Annotated in this window: 17 protein-coding genes, 1 pseudogene and 1 riboswitch; of the genes and pseudogenes, 11 read left to right on the top strand and 7 right to left on the bottom strand. The window is 60.3% G+C overall.

Annotated features, from left to right (window positions below):
* Positions 1-94: 94 nt before the first annotated feature.
* Positions 95-1,261, bottom strand: a complete 1,167-nt coding sequence (locus tag JIO00_RS24455; protein ID WP_077749002.1) for a 1-acyl-sn-glycerol-3-phosphate acyltransferase — start codon at positions 1,259-1,261, stop codon at positions 95-97.
* Positions 1,262-1,400: 139 nt separating this feature from the next.
* Between JIO00_RS24455 and JIO00_RS24450 the strand changes: the two genes are divergently transcribed.
* From JIO00_RS24450 to JIO00_RS24440, 3 genes are read left to right on the top strand one after another with little or no spacing between them, the layout of a single operon-like run.
* Positions 1,401-1,583 carry a CPXCG motif-containing cysteine-rich protein gene (locus tag JIO00_RS24450; protein WP_010458210.1) on the top strand — a complete coding sequence of 61 codons (183 nt, stop codon included), beginning with the start codon at positions 1,401-1,403 and terminating at the stop codon, positions 1,581-1,583.
* Between the two features lie 9 nt (positions 1,584-1,592).
* On the top strand, positions 1,593-1,853 hold the full coding sequence (locus tag JIO00_RS24445) for a putative signal transducing protein (RefSeq protein ID WP_010458208.1): 261 nt from the start codon (positions 1,593-1,595) through the stop codon (positions 1,851-1,853).
* A gap of 35 nt (positions 1,854-1,888) precedes the next feature.
* Entirely contained in the window at positions 1,889-2,512 is a 624-nt protein-coding gene (locus tag JIO00_RS24440) for an SOS response-associated peptidase (RefSeq protein ID WP_010458207.1), read from the top strand.
* A 95-nt stretch (positions 2,513-2,607) separates the two neighbouring features.
* Here the strand turns inward: JIO00_RS24440 and JIO00_RS30250 are convergent, their stop codons facing one another.
* Positions 2,608-3,351 carry a methyl-accepting chemotaxis protein gene (locus tag JIO00_RS30250; protein WP_370693218.1) on the bottom strand — a complete coding sequence of 248 codons (744 nt, stop codon included), beginning with the start codon at positions 3,349-3,351 and terminating at the stop codon, positions 2,608-2,610.
* Between the two features lie 111 nt (positions 3,352-3,462).
* Positions 3,463-3,666, bottom strand: a pseudogene (locus tag JIO00_RS30245) (HAMP domain-containing protein); the annotation flags it as partial.
* Between the two features lie 1,356 nt (positions 3,667-5,022).
* Here JIO00_RS30245 and JIO00_RS24430 point away from each other — a divergent pair.
* Positions 5,023-5,841 (top strand): M48 family metallopeptidase, encoded by an 819-nt coding sequence (locus JIO00_RS24430; RefSeq protein WP_077749001.1) that lies wholly within the window; start codon positions 5,023-5,025, stop codon positions 5,839-5,841.
* A gap of 136 nt (positions 5,842-5,977) precedes the next feature.
* Here JIO00_RS24430 and JIO00_RS24425 read toward each other — a convergent pair whose 3' ends face one another.
* The 3 genes from JIO00_RS24425 to JIO00_RS24415 all read right to left on the bottom strand — a co-directional run bounded on the left by JIO00_RS24425 (position 5,978) and on the right by JIO00_RS24415 (position 8,814).
* Positions 5,978-6,562 carry a TMEM165/GDT1 family protein gene (locus tag JIO00_RS24425; RefSeq protein WP_010458201.1) on the bottom strand — a complete coding sequence of 195 codons (585 nt, stop codon included), beginning with the start codon at positions 6,560-6,562 and terminating at the stop codon, positions 5,978-5,980.
* Between the two features lie 89 nt (positions 6,563-6,651).
* Positions 6,652-6,776, bottom strand: a riboswitch (yybP-ykoY riboswitch).
* A 40-nt stretch (positions 6,777-6,816) separates the two neighbouring features.
* Positions 6,817-7,815, bottom strand: a complete 999-nt coding sequence (locus tag JIO00_RS24420; RefSeq protein ID WP_010458199.1) for a class I SAM-dependent methyltransferase — start codon at positions 7,813-7,815, stop codon at positions 6,817-6,819.
* A gap of 33 nt (positions 7,816-7,848) precedes the next feature.
* Complete coding sequence (locus tag JIO00_RS24415; protein WP_010458197.1) at positions 7,849-8,814, bottom strand: 2-hydroxyacid dehydrogenase; 966 nt, start codon at positions 8,812-8,814, stop codon at positions 7,849-7,851.
* A 240-nt stretch (positions 8,815-9,054) separates the two neighbouring features.
* On the opposite strand from JIO00_RS24415, the gene JIO00_RS24410 reads away from it, so the two are divergent.
* The 7 genes from JIO00_RS24410 (at position 9,055) to JIO00_RS24380 (ending at position 19,798) form a co-directional block, all read left to right on the top strand.
* Complete coding sequence (locus tag JIO00_RS24410) at positions 9,055-9,684, top strand: LysE family translocator (protein WP_102595361.1); 630 nt, start codon at positions 9,055-9,057, stop codon at positions 9,682-9,684.
* Positions 9,685-9,845: 161 nt separating this feature from the next.
* Positions 9,846-11,528 (top strand): fatty acid--CoA ligase, encoded by a 1,683-nt coding sequence (locus tag JIO00_RS24405; RefSeq protein WP_077748998.1) that lies wholly within the window; start codon positions 9,846-9,848, stop codon positions 11,526-11,528.
* Between the two features lie 336 nt (positions 11,529-11,864).
* Positions 11,865-13,751, top strand: coding sequence for a DUF1302 domain-containing protein (locus JIO00_RS24400; protein ID WP_102595362.1), 1,887 nt, complete (start codon positions 11,865-11,867; stop codon positions 13,749-13,751).
* A 28-nt stretch (positions 13,752-13,779) separates the two neighbouring features.
* The gene (locus JIO00_RS24395; RefSeq protein ID WP_010458193.1) at positions 13,780-15,144 is read left to right on the top strand and encodes a DUF1329 domain-containing protein; all 1,365 of its coding nucleotides are present in this window, start codon (positions 13,780-13,782) and stop codon (positions 15,142-15,144) included.
* A gap of 351 nt (positions 15,145-15,495) precedes the next feature.
* On the top strand, positions 15,496-18,234 hold the full coding sequence (locus tag JIO00_RS24390) for a LuxR C-terminal-related transcriptional regulator (protein ID WP_010458192.1): 2,739 nt from the start codon (positions 15,496-15,498) through the stop codon (positions 18,232-18,234).
* Between the two features lie 88 nt (positions 18,235-18,322).
* On the top strand, positions 18,323-18,964 hold the full coding sequence (locus JIO00_RS24385; RefSeq protein ID WP_010458191.1) for an MBL fold metallo-hydrolase: 642 nt from the start codon (positions 18,323-18,325) through the stop codon (positions 18,962-18,964).
* Positions 18,965-19,066: 102 nt separating this feature from the next.
* Positions 19,067-19,798 carry an OmpA family protein gene (locus JIO00_RS24380; protein ID WP_010458190.1) on the top strand — a complete coding sequence of 244 codons (732 nt, stop codon included), beginning with the start codon at positions 19,067-19,069 and terminating at the stop codon, positions 19,796-19,798.
* A gap of 137 nt (positions 19,799-19,935) precedes the next feature.
* Here the strand turns inward: JIO00_RS24380 and ehuA are convergent, their stop codons facing one another.
* Entirely contained in the window at positions 19,936-20,730 is a 795-nt protein-coding gene (gene ehuA / locus JIO00_RS24375; RefSeq protein ID WP_010458189.1) for an ectoine/hydroxyectoine ABC transporter ATP-binding protein EhuA, read from the bottom strand.
* Positions 20,731-20,737: the final 7 nt, after the last annotated feature.

The following is a 20,737-nucleotide window of genomic DNA, read 5'->3' as shown; positions in this document are numbered from 1 at the left end:
AGCTCCCTCGCCACAGGGACAGTGCCTTGCCCACCTACCGCGTCAAGGCAAATAAAAACGGCGCCTCGAAGGCGCCGTTGTTGTATCCAGTCAATTACAGCGGCAAACCAGCCTTGACCCGATACTGATTACGCACCGGCGTCGCATATTGCAGCACCAGATACGGCCGATGTTCCTCAGGGCAGGCTTCCAGTCGGCGTTGCCATTCTTCCTGGGCCTTGGCCAGTTCGTCGGCCGCAAACACCTCGGCAGCTTTTGGCACCTGCAATTGCGGGTCAGCGTCTTTCCACTGCGCGTAAGCCAGGTAATGCACCGGGAATAACCGGTAGCCGCCGAGAATCTGCCGGTCTATTTCGATCGCCAATTGCTTGGTGTCGTCGAACAGTTCGGTGATCGGCGCGGCGAAGTTCACGTGCACCCGGCCCTTGTAGCCGGTGATGCCCTTGGCGATGCTGACGTCGTCCTCGCCCGGGACTTTGGTGTAGCTGCCGGTGGTGGCGCGGATGAACAACTCGCGGGCCTTGGCCTGGTCGCACGGGTCGTATTCGTAGCTGATCGACACCGGACTGACGTTGAGCGAGCGGATGACTTCGCCGAACGGCTCGTCCTTGCGGCTCATGTGGAACATCTTCAGGATCGCCGACTCGGTGCGGTCATCACCGTCCTTGGCCCGGCCCTCGGCCTGGGCGATCCAGATGGAGGCGCAATCGTTGCGGATCGAGTGGTTGATGTAGGCGGACAGCAGCTGATACGCCGCCATCTTCTCGCGACGCCCGGTGATCGAACGGTGCACGATGAAGCTCTTGTTCAGGCGCATCAAATCGCTGACAAAGGGCTTTTGCAGCAAGTTGTCGCCGATCGCGATGCGCGGTGTCGGCAGGCCGGCGTGGTACACGGCGTAGTTGACGAAGGCCGGGTCCATCACGATGTCACGGTGGTTGGCGATGAACAGGTAGGCGCTGCCGGACTTGAACTGCTCGACGCCGGTGTACGTCACACCGTCCGTGGCTCGTTCGATGGTGTGGTCGACATACATCTCGACTTTATCCTGCAACGTCGCCACCGAGGTGACGCTGGCGAACTCACGGCGCAGCCGATGAGCTATAAGAGGTTTGAGCGCCCAGCCAAAGGCACCGGCAAAACGCGGGAAGCGGAAATGGATGAGGATATCTAGAAACGCCTTGTCGCCGAGCAGTCGGTCCAGCACCGCAGGGACTTCGCTGTCATTGTAAGGTCGGATGGCATCGAATTCGCCCATCATGCTCTCTTGTTAGAAACGGCTAGGGTAAGTAAAGGTTTTGATCGAAAACCAACGGGGCACGGTCTGAAAAGTTAGCCAGACAAAAATAGCCCTGCAAATAGACCGGCGATTATACGCACAAGTCACTTGGGAGACCGCGATGCTGGAACCTGCGTTGTACGAATGTCCGTATTGTGGTGAAGAGGTCGAGACGACGGTGGACCTGTCCGGTGGCGATCAGACCTATATCGAGGACTGTCAGGTGTGCTGTCGGCCGATAACGTTTGTGTTGCAGGTAGACGGAGAGGAATGGCATCTCGAAGTGTTCAGCGAAAACGAGTAAGGGGCGTCTATGCAGCGAATCTACGAGCCGGAAAACCTGATGGAAGGGGAGTTGCTGCAAGGCATGCTGGCCAGCGAGGGCATCGAGGCGCATCTGGTGGGCCGCGATTTGATCGGCGGGACCGGTGAACTGCCGATCTACGGCCTGCTGGGTTTGTCGGTGGACAACGACCAGGCCGAATACGCCCGCGAGCTGATCACCGCGTACAATGCCGCGCTGCCACTGCCCGGTGATGAACCGGACAGCTTTCCCGGCACGCTGGTCTGTTAGGCTGGCGTTCGTTTTATTGAGAGTCGTGTTGCCCCATGTGTGGACGTTATGCCCTGTTTCGCTGGAACCCCGCCTTCGCGGCCCTGCCTGGCTTCCCCGCCGATCAGCAGGCCCAGTGGAATATTTCCCCCAATGATTCGGTGCTGATGCTGCGTGCCGGTGCAGACGCTCAGCGTGAGTTGGCGCGGGCGCGTTGGGGGCTGACGCCGCCGTGGCTGACCGATCTTTCCCGCACACCGGCCCATGCCCGGGCCGAAACCGTCGCTGAACAACCGATGTTTCGCCAGGCCCTGCGCGAACGCCGTTGCCTGCTGCCGGCCAACGGTTTCTACGAATGGCGTGGCACGACCCGCAAGCGCCCGTATTGGCTGACGCCGGGAGAAGGCTCGACCTTGTTTTTTGCGGCGATCTGGGAAGCGTATCCGGTGCAGGAGCAAGTGTGGCTGAGCACGGCGGTGATCACCCAGCCGGCCGCGAGTCAGCGTCGGCCGTTGATTCTGGATGAGGCAGGGCAGGCGGCGTGGCTTGATCCCGAGACGCCGCTGCATGTATTGCAAGGGTTGCTGGCCAGTGAGCCCGCGGCGTTGCGCGAGCGGGTATTGGCAAATCTGGTGAATGATCCGAAGCTGAATGGGCCGGAGTGTCTGACCCCTGGTTAAAGGTTGTCTGTGCTGACGCCTTCGCGGGCAAGCCTCGCTCCTACGGACCGCAGTGTTCTGTAGGAGCGAGGCTTGCCCGCGAAGGGTTTTTTGGATCAAACCTTGAACTGATTGATCAACCGCCGCTGCTGTTCCGCCAACTTGGTCAGATCCGCACTCGCCGCACTGGATTCATCCGCCCCGCCGGCCACTTCATTGGCCACTTGCCCGATGTTGATCACGTTACGGTTGATGTCATCCGCCACCGCGCTCTGCTCTTCGGCCGCACTGGCAATCTGGGTGTTCATGTCATTGATCACCGACACCGCCTGAGTAATGGTCTCCAGGGCCTCGGCCGCTTTCGCCGCATGTTGCACGCTTTCGTCTGTGCGGTTCTGGCTGTCCTCCATGACCCGCACTACATCGCGGGTGCCTTGTTGCAGTTGCTGGATCATGGTCTGGATTTCTTCAGTGGCTTTCTGAGTCTTCTGCGCCAGGTTGCGCACTTCATCGGCCACCACCGCAAAACCGCGGCCCTGTTCGCCCGCGCGTGCCGCTTCAATGGCCGCATTCAAGGCCAGCAGATTGGTTTGTTCAGCGATCCCGCGAATGGCGGTCAGGATCGCATTGATGTTCTCGCTGTCCTTGGCCAGGGTTTGCACCACGCCCACAGCCTTGCCGATTTCAATTGCCAGGACGCCAATCGAATTCGACGTATCCCGGACAATTTGCATGCCCTGGGCCGCTGCCTGATCGGCATGGCTGGCGGCTTGCGCGGCCTGGGTGGCGTTGCGTGCCACGTCTTGGGCGGTGGCGGTCATTTCATGCACCGCCGTCGCCACTTGATCGATCTCGGCCATTTGCTTCTGCACACCGATGTTGGTGCGGATGGCAATGTCGGCGGTGTGTTCCGATGAATCGCTGACGCTCTGCACCGAGGTCACGACCTGGGTGATCATCGCCTGTAGCTTGGCGAGGAACGTGTTGAAGCCTTTGGCAATCGAGCCCAGTTCGTCGGCGCGGTCGCTGGTCAGGCGGCGCGTCAGGTCGCCTTCGCCTTTGGCGATATCGTCGAGCATCGCCACCATTTGCTTGAGCGGGCGGGCGATACCGTGGCCCACCAGCCAGATCACCAACAGACCGATACCGGCGATCAATAAACCGACAATGGCCATGCCGAAGGTGTCGGATTTGCGCTGAGCGTCCAGGTCGCCCTGGAGTTTTTGCAGGTCGGCCATCACGGCGTTCAGCGGCAATTGCAGCATCAAGGTCCAGCGCGCATCGGTCTGGCCGATGCCGAAGGGCAGGTACAACTCGATCCGGCCCTGGGCCTTGTCGACGGTGTAAGTCACTTCGCCGCCCTTGAGGTGGGCCATGTTGGCGATCTGCTTGCTGTCGAGAATGTCGCTGACCTTTTCGCCGAATTTGCTCGGGTCCTTGGTGTAGGCAACGATCCGGCCATTACCACCGATCAGCGCCATTTCCCCTGCGCCGCTGTACAGTTTCTGATTCGCCCCCAGCAACATTTCCTGGATGAAGTTCACCGACAGGTCGGCACCGACGATGCCCTGGAAGGCGCCGTTGAGCATGATCGGTTCAATAAAGGAGGCGAGCATGACGATCTTGTCGCCGACCTTGTAGGGCGCCGGATCGATCACGCAGGACTTCTTGGTTTCTTTCGAGCACAGGTAGTACTCGCTGGCACGCACGCCGGTGGACAGGGTTTTCTGGTCATCGACGTCCACCAGTTTGTCCAGGCCCAGGGTGCCGTCCTCGTTGCGAAACCACCACGGCAGGAAGCGCCCGTTGCTGGCGTCGATGCCGACTACCTTGGTGTCGACGTAGGCCGCATCGTTGTGATCGAGCGCGTCTTTTTCCCAGCCTATATAGGTGCCGAGAATTTTCGGGTTCTTGGCCACGTTTTCCTTGATCAGGCTGATCAACTGCTCCCGGCTCAGACTCAATGTCGGCTGGCCATCGGCCCCCGGCGTACCGATCAGCGCGTTGACCCGCACCAGGCCGCCAGCGATCAGCAGCGGCGCTTCGAGTTCGCGCTGGATCTGGCTGACCTGGGTTTGCGCCAGAGAGGTCAGGCGCTGCTCGATGACTTGCTCGAATTGCGCCTGGGTCCGCTCCTGGACCATGTCTTGCGTCCGGGCGCCGGAGAACAGTGCGTACAGCACCAGCGCGGCGACTACGCTAAGAACGATGGCGCCGGCGAGGGCGGCCACGGAAAACTGGATCGACTTGAATTTCATGGGTGCTCCGCACGCAAGAGGACGTCTGCGGTGGTGTATCGGCAGGGAGCTGGAGGGCCATGAGCGAGGCAGCGCGAAATGGCTGTTTTGGAGTGGTTGATGTCGTAAATGAATCATTGCCGGGCGTTGGCGGCCGTGGCGAGCGCCGTTATGTGAATTTTTTCCTACGGCAATGAGAGCTTTATCTGAAATGAGCGTCTACACGTCAGTTGTATCTGGTGCGGATACAGTTACCCGCCTAGGATACCCGGCATGTTTTCAGGGAGTTTTTTGATGAACAAGACATTGGTTGTGTGTGCGCTGAGCGCAGGTTTGTTGCTTGCCGGTTGTCAGTCGGTCAATACCACCAGCGGTGGGGCTGTTGGCGTAGAGCGTAAGCAGTACATGTTCAGCATGTTGTCCACCGACGAAGTCAACCAGATGTACGCGCAGTCTTATCAGAAGACTGTCGGAGAGGCGAGCACCAAGGGTGTGCTGGACAAGACCAGTAACGACGCCAAGCGCGTCCAGATGATTGCCGACCGGCTGATTGCCCAGGCGCCGGTGTTTCGTCCGGATTCGGCCCAGTGGAAATGGGAAGTCAACCTGATCAAGAGCGACGAGCTCAATGCCAACTGCGGGCCTGGCGGCAAGATCTTTTTCTACACGGGGCTGATCGACAAACTGCAACTCACCGACGATGAAATCGCCGCGATCATGGGCCATGAAATCGCCCATGCCCTGCGCGAGCATGGTCGTGAAGCGATGTCCAAGGCATACGGCGTCGAAATGGCCAAGCAAGGCGCAGGCGCGTTGCTCGGTCTGGGTCAGGACAGCCTGGCCCTGGCGGACACCGTGGCGAAATACGGCATGACCTTGCCCAACAGCCGTGGCAATGAAAACGAGGCGGACCTGATCGGCCTCGAGCTGGCGGCCCGCGCCGGTTACAACCCGAATGCGGCGATCACGTTGTGGAACAAAATGAGCAAAGCCTCGGAAGGCGCCCCACCTGAGTTCTTGAGTACGCACCCGGCTTCGTCCAGCCGGATTGCTTCGTTGCAGGCGGCGATTCCGAAGGTGATGCCGTTGTACGAGAAAGCGCCGAAATCCTGATGGTCAGGCGGTGATGCCGTTGACGCCTTCGCGGGCTAGCCTCGCTCCTACAGGTTTTCGGTCGATTACGACACAGAATCTGTAGGCGCGAGACTTGCCCGCGAGGAACGATAACGCGGTCTATCAACCTACGGCGTCAAACCCACCCGCTGCTCTGCATCGCCTTGTACACCGCCACAATCGCCAGGACAAAGAACGCCGACGCCGCCAGGCGACGGATCAGGGTGAGCGGCAATTTATCCGCCGCAAAGTTACCCGCCAATACCACCGGTACGTTGGCAATCAACATCCCGGCGGTGGTGCCGATGATCACCAGCCACAAATCCGGGTATTGCGCGGCGAGCATCACCGTGGCGACCTGGGTTTTGTCGCCCATTTCTGCCAGGAAAAACGCGATCAGCGTGGTCAGGAACGGCCCGAACTTGCGGGCGGTGCTGGCTTCATCGTCGTCCATCTTGTCCGGCACCAGGGTCCACAGTGCGGTCGCGGCGAAGCTCGCCGCCAGGATCCAGTGCAACACAGCATTCGAGAAGAAACTGCCGAACCAGGCGCCGACCGCACCGGCCGCCGCATGGTTGGCCAGGGTCGCGGCGACGATGCCGGCGATGATCGGCCAGGGTTTGCGAAAGCGGGCAGCGAGAATGAGCGCGAGCAGTTGCGTCTTGTCGCCGATTTCGGCCAAGGCAACGATTGCGGTGGGAACGAGCAAAGAGTCCAGCATCAGGGATTTTCCTAAGGGGCGGGTCGACACGGCTATGACACGTACAGCCTTCCCGCCCCGGGTAAGGTGTTCGTGTCATAGGTCTTGTCAAACCCTGCGATCCGTCTGATGCGGACGCTTGGGTCGCATACGCCATGGTCTGTTGACCAAGTATGTTGACGTATGCCGGACGAGCATGGCGCTCGTGGGAGACTACTCCCCTAGGACGGAGCGGATTCTGCCTAGGCAAAACCCGTTAGGCAAGCACTTATTTTTCAGCCTCGTTTGGCCCGATAAATTCTGAAGCCCTGTCCTTCGGCCTTGATCGCGCACACGCCCAAGTGCTCTTCGATCAGCGGCTGATACTTCAGGAAGCTGTTTGCAACCAAGCGTAGTTCGCCGCCGTTTTTCAGATGTTTAGCCGCTTTTCGCAGCAAGTTCTCGGTGGCGAAGTAGTCGGTATGCACGCCGACATGGAACGGTGGATTGCTCAGAATTGCACTTAAACCCATCGGTGCCGCGTCAATGCCGTCACCGGTAATCACGTCCGCTTCCAGGCCATTGGCAGCCAGCGTCATACGGCTGCTGGCGGCAGCGAAGGCGTCCACGTCAAGCAACGTCACCTGATTGTGCGGATAACGACGTTTCACCGCCGCGCCCAGTACACCGGCACCGCAACCGAAGTCGAGCAAGTGGCCGCTCGGCAACTTGTCCAAGTGTTCCAGCAGCAATGCGCTGCCGCGATCCAGCCGGCCGTGGCTGAACACGCCCGGCAGGCTGATGACTTTCAGCGGACCTTCGGCCAGCGGCAATTCATAGGTCTGGGCCAGGCTTTCCAGCGACTTGGCTTCTGGCGCGTTGGCCACAGTAACCAGCCAAAGCTGGCAATGCCGCGCGCTGTCGAGCTTGCGTGGCTTGCCGAAGGGGTTCAGTTGCTTGGCCGCGCCTTCGATGCCGCTGCGTTTTTCACCCACCAGGTACAACTCGCGACCGGCCAGGCGAGAGGCGAGGGCGTTGAGAATGTAATCGGTCAGGTCCTTGGACTTGGGTAAAAACACCACCGCCGTCTCGAACTCACGCTCGGGTGCGGTCACACCAAAATGGCTGCGCTCGGCAAAACGCGCCTCCAGCGCCGCTTGATCACCGGCATGCCAGCACCAGCCATGGGCGTCGGGCAGACGGCCCAGCAAGTCGTCGGCGGGCAAACCGGCCAGCAGCACCGAACCCTGAAATAAGTCGGCCTGACGAAGCAGTACTTCACTGCGCGGATCCATAACTGCTCCTGTGAAAAAAAGTGCCGCAGTCTATCAACTGACGACCCGCAGCGCTTTACCGCTGAAGTATCCCTGCGCGTTTTCGGTCAACTGACCGACGATCCTTTGCCGCGCCTCGCGACTGCCCCAGGCGTTGTGCGGCGTGACGATCAGCCGTGGAATATCGTGGGCCAGCAACGGATTGCCGGCGGTCGGTGGTTCGACGCTCAGCACATCGGTCGCCGCGCCGCCCAGATGACCGTTGCGCAAGGCATCGGCCAGTGCCTGTTCATCGATCAAGCCACCGCGTGCGGTGTTGACCACGAACGCGCCGGGTTTCATCGAGGCCAGTTCGCGGGCACCAATGAAGTGGCGGGTGTGTTCGTTGAGTGGGCAGTGCAGGGTCAGCGCATCGATTTGCGGCAGCAGTTCATCCAGCGGCAAGCGATCCGGCCGGGCAGGACGCCCCGGAATCTGTCCCAGCAACACACGCATGCCGAAGGCTTCGGCCAGCCGTGCGACGGCGCCGCCCAGTTCGCCATGGCCGAGCAGGCCGAGGGTTTTGCCCTCGAGTTCGACAATCGGGTAATCCAGCAGGCAGAACTGTTTCGCTTGCTGCCAGCGGCCTTCACCCACGGCTTTCTGATAGTCCGCCAGGCGCGTGGCCAGGTTGAGCAGCAACATGATCGTGTGCTGCGCCACCGACGGTGTGCCGTAGCCCTGGCAGTTGCAGACCGTGATGCCGTGGGCACGAGCGGCCGCGAGGTCGACGTTGTTGGTGCCGGTAGCGGTGATCAGGATCAGCTTCAGATCAGGGCTGGCGGCGATGGCGTTGGCGTCGATCAGAATCTTGTTGCTGATGGCCACGGTGGCGCCCTTGAGACGTTCGATCACCTGCTCCGGCGTGGTCTGTGCGAACAGTTGCAAGTCGTCAAAGCAGTCGCGCAACGGGCTGAGATCGAGGTCGCCCAGGTCCAGGGAAGGGTGGTCGAGGAAAACGGCGCGGCGAGAGTTCGTCATCAACTGTACCTTTTGTGCGGTGAACTGAAGGCGTAATCTGCCGAGCCTACCAGATGAAACATATAGTTACGCATTGCAGGCCAGGTGCGAAACCTGTGGGAGCGAGCCTGCTCGCGATGGGGCATTAACATTCAACACCTTTGTTGAATGTCAGATCGCATCGCGAGCAGGCTCGCTCCCACAAGGGTTGGCGTTGACCTGTGAATTTCATTTTGATCGATCTACCCCAAAGGAGCCCCCATGTACTGGACAGAGTTCTTGACCGTTGCCCTGATTCACTTGCTCGCCGTCGCCAGCCCCGGCCCGGATTTCGCCGTGGTGGTGCGTGAAAGCGTGACTCATGGCCGTCGCGCCGGGACCTGGACAGCGCTGGGCGTCGGTACGGCGATTTTCCTGCACGTCGGCTATTCATTGCTCGGCATCGGCCTGATCGTGTCGCAGTCGATCGTGCTGTTCAACGCCTTGAAATGGGCGGCTGCCGCGTATCTGCTGTACATCGGCTACAAGGCCTTGCGCGCGCAACCGGCTAAAGCCGTCACCGACGACTTGCACAAGGAAGCCGGCGAGCGCACACCGCGCGGTGCCTTCACCTCAGGTTTCGTGACCAACGGCCTGAACCCCAAAGCCACGCTGTTCTTTTTGTCGCTGTTCACCGTGGTGATCAACCCGCACACGCCGTTGGCGGTGCAGGCAAGCTACGGGCTCTATCTCGCGGCGGCGACGGCCGTGTGGTTCTGCCTGGTGGCGCGGCTGTTCAGCCAGCAGCGCGTGCGCGCCGGTTTTGCGCGGATGGGCCATTGGTTCGACCGGACCATGGGTGTGGTGCTGATCGCCATCGGCGTCAAACTCGCTTTTACCGAGATGCATTGATCGCGCAGCGCCCTGGATAACGAACTCCCGCAAATGCTGGCGCAAAGCTAGCATTTGTACGGCTCTGCAAATCATTCCTTTGGCTGATTTGGCCGGCGTATAAGGGTTCTAGAGTGGTTGCCTCTTGAAGCCAACACCGTGCAGTCAGAAAAGGGATTCTTATGTTGCAGACTCGCGTTATCCCCCCAGCCGAAGGCGCTTACCAGTATCCGCTGCTGATCAAACGGCTGCTGATGTCCGGCGCTCGTTACGAGAAAACCCGCGAGATCATTTACCGCGACCAGTTGCGCTACAGCTATCCGACCCTGATCGAGCGGGTCGCGCGGCTGGCCAACGTGCTCACGGCGGCCGGGGTCAAGGCCGGCGATACCGTGGCGGTGATGGACTGGGATAGCCATCGGTATCTGGAATGCATGTTTGCCATCCCGATGATCGGCGCGGTGATTCACACCATCAACGTGCGCCTGTCACCGGAACAGATCCTCTACACCATGAACCACGCCGAGGACCGCTTCGTACTGGTCAACAGCGAATTCGTTGGGCTGTACCAGGCGATTGCCGGGCACCTGACCACGGTCGAGAAAACCCTGCTTCTGACAGACCTGCCGGAAAAAACCGCCGACTTGCCGAACCTGGTAGGCGAGTACGAGCAGTTGCTGGCGGCCGCGAGCACGCAGTACGACTTCCAGGATTTCGACGAAAACTCGGTCGCGACCACGTTCTACACCACCGGCACCACCGGCAACCCTAAAGGCGTGTACTTCACCCATCGGCAACTGGTGCTGCACACCATGGGCGTGTCGACCATCATGGGCGCCATCGACAGCGTGAGGCTGCTGGGCACCAACGACGTGTACATGCCGATCACGCCGATGTTCCACGTGCATGCCTGGGGCTTGCCGTATGTGGCGACCATGCTTGGGCTCAAGCAGGTTTATCCCGGCCGTTACGACCCGGAGTACCTGGTGGAGCTGTGGCGCAAGGAGAAGGTCACCTTCTCCCACTGCGTGCCGACCATCCTGCAGATGGTCCTCAATTCCAAGGCGGCGCAGAGCACCGATTTCGGCGGCTGGAAAATCGTCATCGGCGGCAGTGCGCTGAACCGTGCACTGTACGAAGCGGCCAAGGCCAAGGGCATTCAGCTGACCGCCGCTTATGGCATGTCGGAAACCGGGCCGTTGGTGTCCTGTGCCCACCTCAACGATGAGCTGATGGCCGGCACCGAAGACGAACGCACCACGTATCGCATCAAGGCAGGCGTACCAGGGCCATTGGTGGAGGCGGCGATCGTCGACACCGACGGCAACTTCCTGCCCGCCGATGGCGAGACTCAGGGCGAACTGGTGCTACGTGCGCCGTGGCTCACCGAGGGCTACTTCAACGAACCGCAAAAGGGCGCCGAGCTCTGGGCCGGGGGCTGGCTGCACACCGGCGACGTGGCAACGCTGGACAGCATGGGCGTGATCGACATTCGTGATCGCATCAAAGACGTGATCAAGACCGGCGGCGAGTGGATCTCGTCCCTGGACCTCGAAGATCTGATCAGCCGTCACGTGGCGGTACGCGAAGTAGCAGTGGTAGGCATCGCCGATCCACAGTGGGGCGAGCGCCCATTTGCGCTGCTGGTGATCCGCGAAGGGCATGAGATCGGGGCTAAAGAGCTCAAGGAACACCTCAAACCATTCGTAGAGTTGGGCCACCTGAGCAAGTGGGCGATCCCGAGCCAGATCGCCCTTGTTACTGAAATTCCCAAGACCAGTGTCGGCAAACTCGACAAGAAGCGCATCCGCCTAGACATCACTGAATGGCAGGCCAACAACAGCACCTTCCTCTCGACGCTTTAAGCGCCTTCTGGTGTGCCCGAAAGGGCACGCCAGCCCCACCAAGCAAGCGCTTGGCTTGTGAAATCCGAATTTTCAGCCATCCTTGGCATGCCGACATGTGTCGGACTGGCGAAAGGACTGTTCCAGAGTGGCCGGCAGCTGCAAATCACACTTTAGAGGGATCAAGCTCTACTACCTGCTGGCTATAGTCCGCTCAAGGATTTTTAAGAACGGAGCGCACGCACAAAACGGGGCGATGCAATTTGGAGTGACTTCGGGACGCCTTGGCTCCCCGTCATCCACAACGTTTTTAGAAGTGCTAACTGCCATAACAATAATGCACATGGAGTAGCGTCGATGACATCAGTAAACACGTTCTGGCGCCGGGCGAAATTGCCCCTGGCGGTCAGTCTCGCCTCTTCGCTCGCCGGGCCTGCATTCGGCGTCAGTTTCAACGTTGGTGAAATCGAAGGTCAGTTCGATTCTTCCCTCTCGATCGGTTCCAGCTGGTCTACCGAGAGTGCCAACAAGAACCTCATTGGCGTGAACAACGGTGGCAGCGGCCTGTCCCAGACCTCTGATGACGGTCACCTGAACTTCGAAAGCGGGAAAACCTTCTCGAAGATCTTCAAGGGCATCCATGACCTTGAATTGAAATATGGCGACACTGGCGTTTTCGTCCGTGGCAAATACTGGTACGACTTTGAACTGAAGGACGAAAGCCGTCCGTTCAAGGACATCAGCGACAACAACCGCAAGGAAGGCGCCAAGTCCTCCGGCGGGCAAATCCTCGACGCCTTCGTCTACCACAACTACTCCGTTGCCGATCAGCCGGGTTCCGTGCGTCTGGGCAAGCAGGTAGTGAGCTGGGGTGAAAGTACCTTCATCGGCGGCGGCATCAACTCGATCAACCCGATCGACGTTTCTGCGTTCCGTCGTCCGGGTGCCGAGATCAAGGAAGGCCTGATCCCGGTCAACATGTTCTATGTGTCCCAGAGCCTGACCGAAAACCTGTCGGCAGAAGCCTTCTACCAGTTGGAATGGGACCAGACCGTTGTCGATAACTGCGGTACGTTCTTCTCGCAGCCGGACATCGTTGCCGATGGTTGCGAAAACAACCTTCGCGTGCTGAACAAGCGTTCGCAGATTCCAGCCGTGGCGTTGGGTCCATTGGCCGCCAACGGCGTCAATGTCAACGAGGAAGGTGTGCTGGTCCAGCGTGGCGGCGATCGTGATGCTCGCGACAGCGGCCAGTGGGGCGCGTCCCTCAAGTACATGTTCGAGCCGCTGGACACCGAGTTCGGTGCCTACTTCATGAACTACCACAGCCGTGCGCCGATCTTCAGCGCCACGGGTGCGCCGCAGTCGGTCTATAACACCGCGGCTTCTCTGCCAGGACCGTTCGCCGCACTCGCGCCGCTGCTGGTGGCAGGTAATTCGAAATACTTCATCGAATACCCTGAAGACATTCGCCTCTACGGCCTGAGCTTCTCTACCACCCTGCCTACCGGTACGGCGTGGAGCGGTGAACTGAGCTACCGTCCGAACGCACCGGTGCAGCTCAACTCCACCGACATTCTGTTCGCCGGTGTACGACCTCTGGGCGGTGCTCTGGGTAACGCTTCGCTGCTCTCTGCCGGCCCGGGTCAAGACCTGCACGGCTATCGTCGTAAAGAAATCACCCAATTCCAGACCACCCTGACGCACTTCTTTGACCAGGTCATGGGCGCAAGCCGTCTGACCCTGGTGGGCGAAGTGGGCGTGACTCACGTCGGCGGCCTGGAAAGCACTTCCGACCTCCGTTATGGCCGCGATCCGGTCTACGGTCCGGGTGCATTGCCAGCCACTGGCGGGGCGAATACTTGTGTGGCCCTCAACACCAGCACCATCAACGGTGCCGGCCCAGGCACTCCAACCAACAACCGCAGCCGCAACTGCAACAGTGACGGCTTCACCACGTCGACTTCGTGGGGCTACCGTGGTCGCGCCATCTGGGAATACAACGACGTGTTCGCCGGTGTGAACCTCAAGCCGAACGTGGCTTGGTCCCACGACGTGGACGGTTACTCGCCAGGCCCTGGCGGCAACTTCGAAGAAGGTCGCAAAGCGGTGAGCCTGGGTGTCGATGCCGAATACCAGAACACCTACACCGCGAGCCTGGCCTACACCAACTTCTTTGATGGCAAGTACACCACCGTCGATGACCGCGACTTCGTTGCGCTCAGCTTCGGCGTGAACTTCTAAGCACTGTTTTTTCAGGACGAACACACATATGAAAATAACAAAGAGTCTGTTCCACGCTGGAGTTCTGGGGCTTTCGCTGCTGGCGACCAGCGTCATGGCGGCAGTGCCTGCTGCCGAAGCGGACAAACTGGGCAAGAGCCTGACGCCGATGGGCGCCGAGATGGCGGGCAACGCTGACGGTTCGATCCCGGCCTGGAAACCGATGGCGAAAAACGCCGGCACCGTCGACGGCAAAGGCTTCCTGTCTGACCCGTTCGCCAGTGAAAAACCGCTGTTCACCATCACTGCGCAGAACGTCGACCAATACAAAGACAAGCTCGCTCCGGGCCAGTACGCGATGTTCAAGCGCTACCCGGAAACCTTCAAGATGCCGGTTTACCCGTCCCATCGTGGCGCGACCGTGCCGGATGCCGTGTTCGCCTCCATCAAGAAAAACGCCACCAACACCAACCTCGTGTCTGGCGGCAACGGCCTGGAAAACTTCGAAACCGCCGTACCGTTCCCGATTCCAAAGACCGGCGTTGAAGTCATCTGGAACCACATCACCCGTTATCGCGGAGGCAGCGTGACCCGCCTGGTGACCCAGGCGACGCCGCAACCGAACGGTTCGTACAGCCTGGTGTACTTCCAGGATCAGTTCGTGTTCCGCGACAAGATGAAGGACTACGATCCGGCGAATCCGGGCAACATCCTGTTCTACTTCAAGCAGAAAGTGACCGCGCCGGCACGTCTGGCCGGTGGTGTGCTGCTGGTGCACGAAACCCTCGATCAGGTTAAAGAGCCACGTTCGGCGTGGGTCTACAACGCCGGTCAACGTCGAGTGCGTCGTGCGCCACAAGTGTCCTATGACGGGCCGGGTACTGCGGCTGACGGCCTGCGGACCTCCGACAACCTGGACATGTACAACGGTGCGCCGGATCGCTACGACTGGAAGCTCGAAGGCAAGAAAGAGATGTACATTGCCTCCGACAGCTACAAGCTCGATTCGCCGCAACTGAAGTACGACGACATCATCAAGGCCGGTCACATCAACCAGGACCTGGCTCGCTACGAGCTGCGCCGGGTCTGGCATGTGGTGGCTACCTTGAAGGAAGGTCAGCGTCACATCTACGCCAAGCGCGACTTCTACATCGACGAAGACACCTGGCAAGCCGCGGTGATCGACCACTACGACGGCCGTAATCAACTGTGGCGAGTGGCGGAAGCTCACGCCGAGAACTACTACGACAAGCAAGTGCCGTGGTACGCCCTGGAAACCTTGTACGACCTGCAATCGGGCCGTTACCTGGCACTGGGCATGAAGAACGAAGAGAAGTCGGCATATGACTTCGGCTTCACCGCGACCACCAGCGATTTCACCCCCGCTGCGCTGCGTCAGGACGGGGTTCGTTAACCTGCACTGAACAGAGGCCGCATCCTCGAAAAACGCCCCGACTGGTTCGGGGCGTTTTTTTTTGCCCGGATTTCTCACTGTGAATCTTCAGTGTCGATGACGGCCTATCGCGAGCAAGCTCACTCCCACAGGTAACGCGCTCTTCCATGAGAACGCCGTCAACTGTGGAAGCGAGCCTGCTCGCGATGGACGCGACACGGGCTGTCAGGAAAACTCCATCTCAAGCCCCGCAACTTCTGCTTGTATTCTTTTTGTAGCCATTTGTAGCAATAACCTTCATTCCCTCTTCGTTTACCGATAGTCTGCGGACATCTGCAACGCCGCCACCCGCAATTCAAACAAGAGCCGGCCATGACTGATCTGTCCCCACTCCCGGGCCCTGCAAGCGTTGCCGTCGCGGCACTGGACGGGCGCTTTTTTCGGCCCCCGTTGCCCGACGGCCATGTGCTGCGGCCTCGCCTGTGCGAGCGCCTGAGTGCTGGCCTCGGTGGCAGGCTGTTGCTGGTCAGTGCACCCGCCGGGTTCGGCAAGAGCTCACTAGCGGTGGAGTTCTGCCAGGGGCTGCCGGCCCATTGGCACAGTCTGTGGTTGGGGTTGAGTCCTCGAGACAGCGATCCGGGGCGTTTCCTCGAGCGGTTGCTCGAAGGTCTTCAGGATTACTTTCCGAAGCTCGGCAGCCAGGCCCTGGGTCTGTTGAAAATGCGCCAGCGCCATCAGCCCTTCGCCTTCGAAGAATGGCTGGACGGGTTGCTCGATGAACTGGCCATCCACCTTTCGCCGATGACACCATTGCTGCTGGTGCTGGATGACTATCACCTGGCGCAGGGGCCTGTGCTGGATCGTTGCTTGCAGTTTTTCCTCAATCATTTGCCCGATGGCTTGCTGGTCATGGTGACCAGCCGACAGCGTCCGGACTGGCATCTGGCGCGTTTGCGCTTGTCGCGGCAATTGCTTGAGTTGCATGAGCAGGACCTACGACTGACCCACGATGAAGCCCTCACGTTGCTCGATCGGCACAGCAGTTCATTGCGTGGTGAGGCACTGGAAAACCTGATCCAACGCAGTGAAGGCTGGGTCGCCGGCCTGCGTTTCTGGTTGCTGGCGGCGTCCGAAGCCGGTACCGACGGTGCATTGCCGCAGTCGTTGCACGGCGGAGAAGGTCTGATTCGCGATTACCTGCTCGAAGAAGTCATCGATTGCCTGCCCGCCGAAGTGCAGTCGTTCCTGTACGACACCGCGCCTCAGGAACGTTTTTGCAGCGAGCTCTGCGACGCGGTCCGCGAGGCCCATGACAGTGCCGAAATCCTGCGTTTCCTTCAGGCGCACCAAGTGTTTCTGGTGCCGCTGGACGAACATGGGCACTGGTATCGCTATCACCATTTGTTTTCCGACCTGCTGCGTACCCGGCCCGCCGCCCAGTCAATCGTGCCGGCCGCCAGCCTGCATCTGCGCGCCTGTCGCTGGTTCAATGCGCAGGGGTTGCTCGACGAAGCGGTGGAGCAGGCACTGCGCGCCGGACACCTGGACGTTGCAGCGAACCTGGTGCAAAACCTCTCTGAAGAACAACTGCTCGCCGAACAGAATGTCGGCATGCTGCTGCGCTGGAAGATGGACTTGCCCGACAGCCTGCTGATCAGCACGCCGCGCCTGATTGTGCTCTACAGCTGGGCGTTGGGACTGGCCTGTCAGCTGGACGCTGCCGAGGAGCTGGCGGCGCACTTGAGTCGTTTCCTGCCAGCCCCGTCGGCCACTGCGCAGAAGTCCATGCTAGCGCAATGGCTGGCCCTGAGTGGCATCATCGCCCGGGGGCGAGGCAATCGCGCACTCACGCAACTTTACTGCACCGAAGCGTTGGATAGTCTGCCGGCCAAGCGCTACGGGCAACGGCTGATGTGTCTTTCGACGCTGTCCAACCTGGCGATCGCCGACGGCGACCTGTGGCGTGCACGCAGCTTGAACCGCGAATCGCTGGAATTGGCGCAACGGGTCGGCAACCCACTGTTCGAAGCGCTGGCCCATTACGACCGCGCACGTGTGCTGCAAGCGCGCGGGGAAATTCTGCGCTCGTTGCAGGAGGTCCGTCAGGGGCTGCAACGCCTGCAAGGGTTATCCCCGCAACGGCTTTATGCCGTGCGTGCGCGCCTGACCTTGTACGAGGGTTTTTTGCTGGCCGTGCGCTTGCAGCCGCAAGCCGCGCGGGTGCGTCTACAAGCCGGCTTGAATGAAGCCCGAGCCTGTCGCGATATCAGCGTGTTGATCGGCCACTGCGTGATCGCCCGGCTCGAGGGCAGCAGCGGCGAGTTCGCCAAAGCCTTCGCCGAACTCGCCGAAGCCGAACGCCTGATGCACATCTGGGACGTGCCGCCGATCTACTACCTGGCGATGATTACCCTGGTCAAATGCGAGCTCTGGCTGGCCCAGGGCCGTACCGATCTGGCCGAAGCCTGGCTGGCGCGATTGGGACAGACCTACAACGGCGAGCACGCGGCAGCGCCGCCGGAATTCCATCCACAGCTGCCGCTGCATATCGAATTGCAGCAAGCCTTGCTGGAGGTGATCCAGGGGCAGCCGATGCTGGCCGAGGGGCGTTTGAACGCGCTGCTTGAGCATGGGCAGAAATCGGGACGGCAAATGCTCAGCGTGATGGCGCTGACTCAGAAAATCGCCCTGTTGCTTTCGGCCGGGCGTGAGCCCGAGGCGCGCAAGGCGTTTGCCCAGGCACTGGAAGCGGCAGCCGGTGGCGTCCTGCAACCGTTCGACCGATTGCTGGCCGAACACCCGGACTGGCTGCGCGGGCAACTGCAACTATGCGCTCCTACAGTCGTTTCGCAGGAACTGACCGAAAAACTACCAGCCATGGCCGCTCGCCCGACACTGGAAGCATCCCCCGCAACGGAACAGCTCAGCACCCGTGAGCTGGCCGTCCTGCGCCTGATCGCCCAAGGGTGCTCGAACCAGGAAATCAGCGATCAGCTGTTCATCTCGCTGCACACGGTCAAGACCCATGCCAGCCACATCAACAGCAAACTCGGGGTTGAGCGGCGCACGCAGGCGGTGGCGCGGGCTAAAGAGTTAAGGGTGCTGGAGTAGCGCATTTTCAAGATCTACCGGGTCCGCTAAATGACGGAATACGGTTTTGTGCCAAAATTGCCCATCCCTGTTTTCCGAGCATGCCCCGATGTCCCAGCAGCCCACCCTGATCCGCGAAACCTTCCCCGTCGGCCCGTTGCAGTGCAACTGCACGATCATTGGCGACCCGATCACCAAAAAAGCCATCGTCGTCGACCCAGGCGGCAACCACGAACTGATCCTCGCGCGTCTCGATGCCTTGGGCCTGAAGGTGGTCAGCATCATCCACACCCATGCGCACCTGGATCACTTCTTGGCCTCCGGTCAGCTCAAGGAGAAAACCGGCGCGACCCTGCACCTGCACAAAGAAGATCAGTTCCTTTGGGACAATCTGGAGATGCAGTGCCAGATGTTCGGTGTGCCCTACACGCCGGTGCCGTCGCCGGATCGCTGGTTGGCCGATGATGAAGAGCTGGCTTGCGGTTGCGGCGTGGCGTTGCATACGCCGGGTCACACGCCGGGTTCCATGAGCTTTTGGTTTTCCGAGGCCAAGCTGCTGATTGCCGGTGACACGTTGTTTCGTCGCGGGGTAGGGCGTACGGATTTGTGGGGCGGCGATCAAGCGACCATCGTGCGGTCAATCAAGCAGCGACTCTATACGCTCGACGAAGAAGCAACGGTCGTGACCGGGCATGGTCCGGACACGCGCTTGGGCGATGAAATGCGCGAGAACCCGTTTGTGCGGGCTTGAAGGCAATCGACGGAATTTTCGTCGGCCAAAACGATCCAACACCCGCAAAGGTCCATTGCCTTTGTCCGTTGCACCCCAGAATGCAAAAAGTAGGAGCTCTTCATGTTCACCAAGCAGCGTTTGATTATTGTCGCTACGGCTGTGGCCTTGCTGTCTGGCTGCGCCTCGCCTAACCCTTATGACAACCAGGGCCAGGCTGACAGTGGCTCCACGGGCATGAGCAAAACCGCTAAATACGGCGGCCTCGGCGCTCTGGCTGGCGCCTTGGCTGGCGCCGCCATCGGTCATGATAACCGTGGCAAGGGCGCGCTGATCGGCGCTGCCGTCGTGGGTGCTTCCGCTGCCGGTTACGGTTACTACGCTGACCAGCAAGAGAAAAAGCTGCGGGCCAGCATGGCCAACACCGGTGTCGAGGTGCAGCGTCAGGGTGACCAGATCAAACTGATCATGCCGGGCAACATCACGTTTGCCACCGATTCGGCAAATATCGCCTCCAGCTTCTATCAGCCGCTGAACAATCTGGCCGGCTCGCTGAAGGAGTTCAGCCAGAACCAGATCGAAATCGTCGGCTACACCGACAGCACCGGCAGCCGCCAGCACAACATGGACCTGTCGCAACGTCGTGCGCAGAGCGTGGCGACCTACCTGACCTCGCAAGGTGTCAGCGGCGCCAACCTGTCGGCGCGCGGTGCCGGGCCGGATAATCCGATTGCCAGCAACGGCGACGTCAATGGCCGGGCGCAGAACCGCCGCGTTGAAGTCAACCTGAAGGCGATTCCGGGTCAGCAGTACGGTGGTCAGCAACAGCCGGGTACGGTTCAGCAATACCCGTAACATCTGCGCAATAAAAAACTGTGGGAGCGAGCCTGCTCGCGAAGGCGGCGTGTCAGACAACAATCAGGTTGGGCTGACACGCCGCCTTTCGCGAGCAGGCTCGCTCCCACATTTGGTTTTGGCCTGTCGCGACTTTCCTAGTTGGCTTCTTTTACCGCGCTGAGAAACGCGCAAGTACGTTCCTGTTGCGGGTGCTCGAAGATCTGCTGCGGCGTGCCTTGTTCATGGATCTGGCCCTTGTAGAAGAAGCACACGCGATCAGCGAACTCCCGGGCAAACCCCATCTGGTGTGTGACCATCAGCATGGTCAGGTTGTGCTCGGCACCGAGTTTGCGGATCACGTTGAGCACTTCGCCGCACAATTCCGGGTCGAGCGCCGAGGTGACTTCGTCAAACAGCATGACCTTGGGCCGCATCGCCAATGCCCGGGCAATCGCGACCCGTTGTTGCTGCCCGCCCGACAGTTGCGAAGGGTAGTGCCCCAGTTTGCTGCCCAGCCCGACCAGTTCCAGCAAATCTGCCGCCCGTTCCCGCGCTTCGGCCGGTTTCATGCCGAGCACCTGCACCGGCGCTTCGATGACGTTTTGCAGCGCCGTCATGTGCGGGAACAGGTTGAAGCTCTGGAACACCATGCCGATCTTGCCGCGAACGCGACGGATATGCCGATCATTGGCCGGTACCAGCACGCCATTGCGGTTAGGCATGTGGGTCAGCAGGTCATCCTCGATGCGGATCAGTCCGTCATCGATGCCCTCAAGCGTCATCAACACCCGCAGCAGCGTGGATTTGCCGGAGCCACTGGGGCCGATGATCGCGACTTTCTCCCCTGGCGTAACGTCCAGGTTCAGGTGGTCGAGTACGGTGAAATTGCCGTAACTCTTGGTGACGTCCTGGAAGCTGACAATCGGCTTGACCGGATTGGGTTCATGCATGGCCGTG

It is taken from the genome of Pseudomonas sp. SW-3 (assembly GCF_016615645.1).
GTDB lineage: Bacteria > Pseudomonadota > Gammaproteobacteria > Pseudomonadales > Pseudomonadaceae > Aquipseudomonas > Aquipseudomonas mandelii.
The sequence above is the reverse complement of the archived record's forward strand: the minus strand, read 5'-3'. Positions and strand labels throughout refer to the sequence as shown.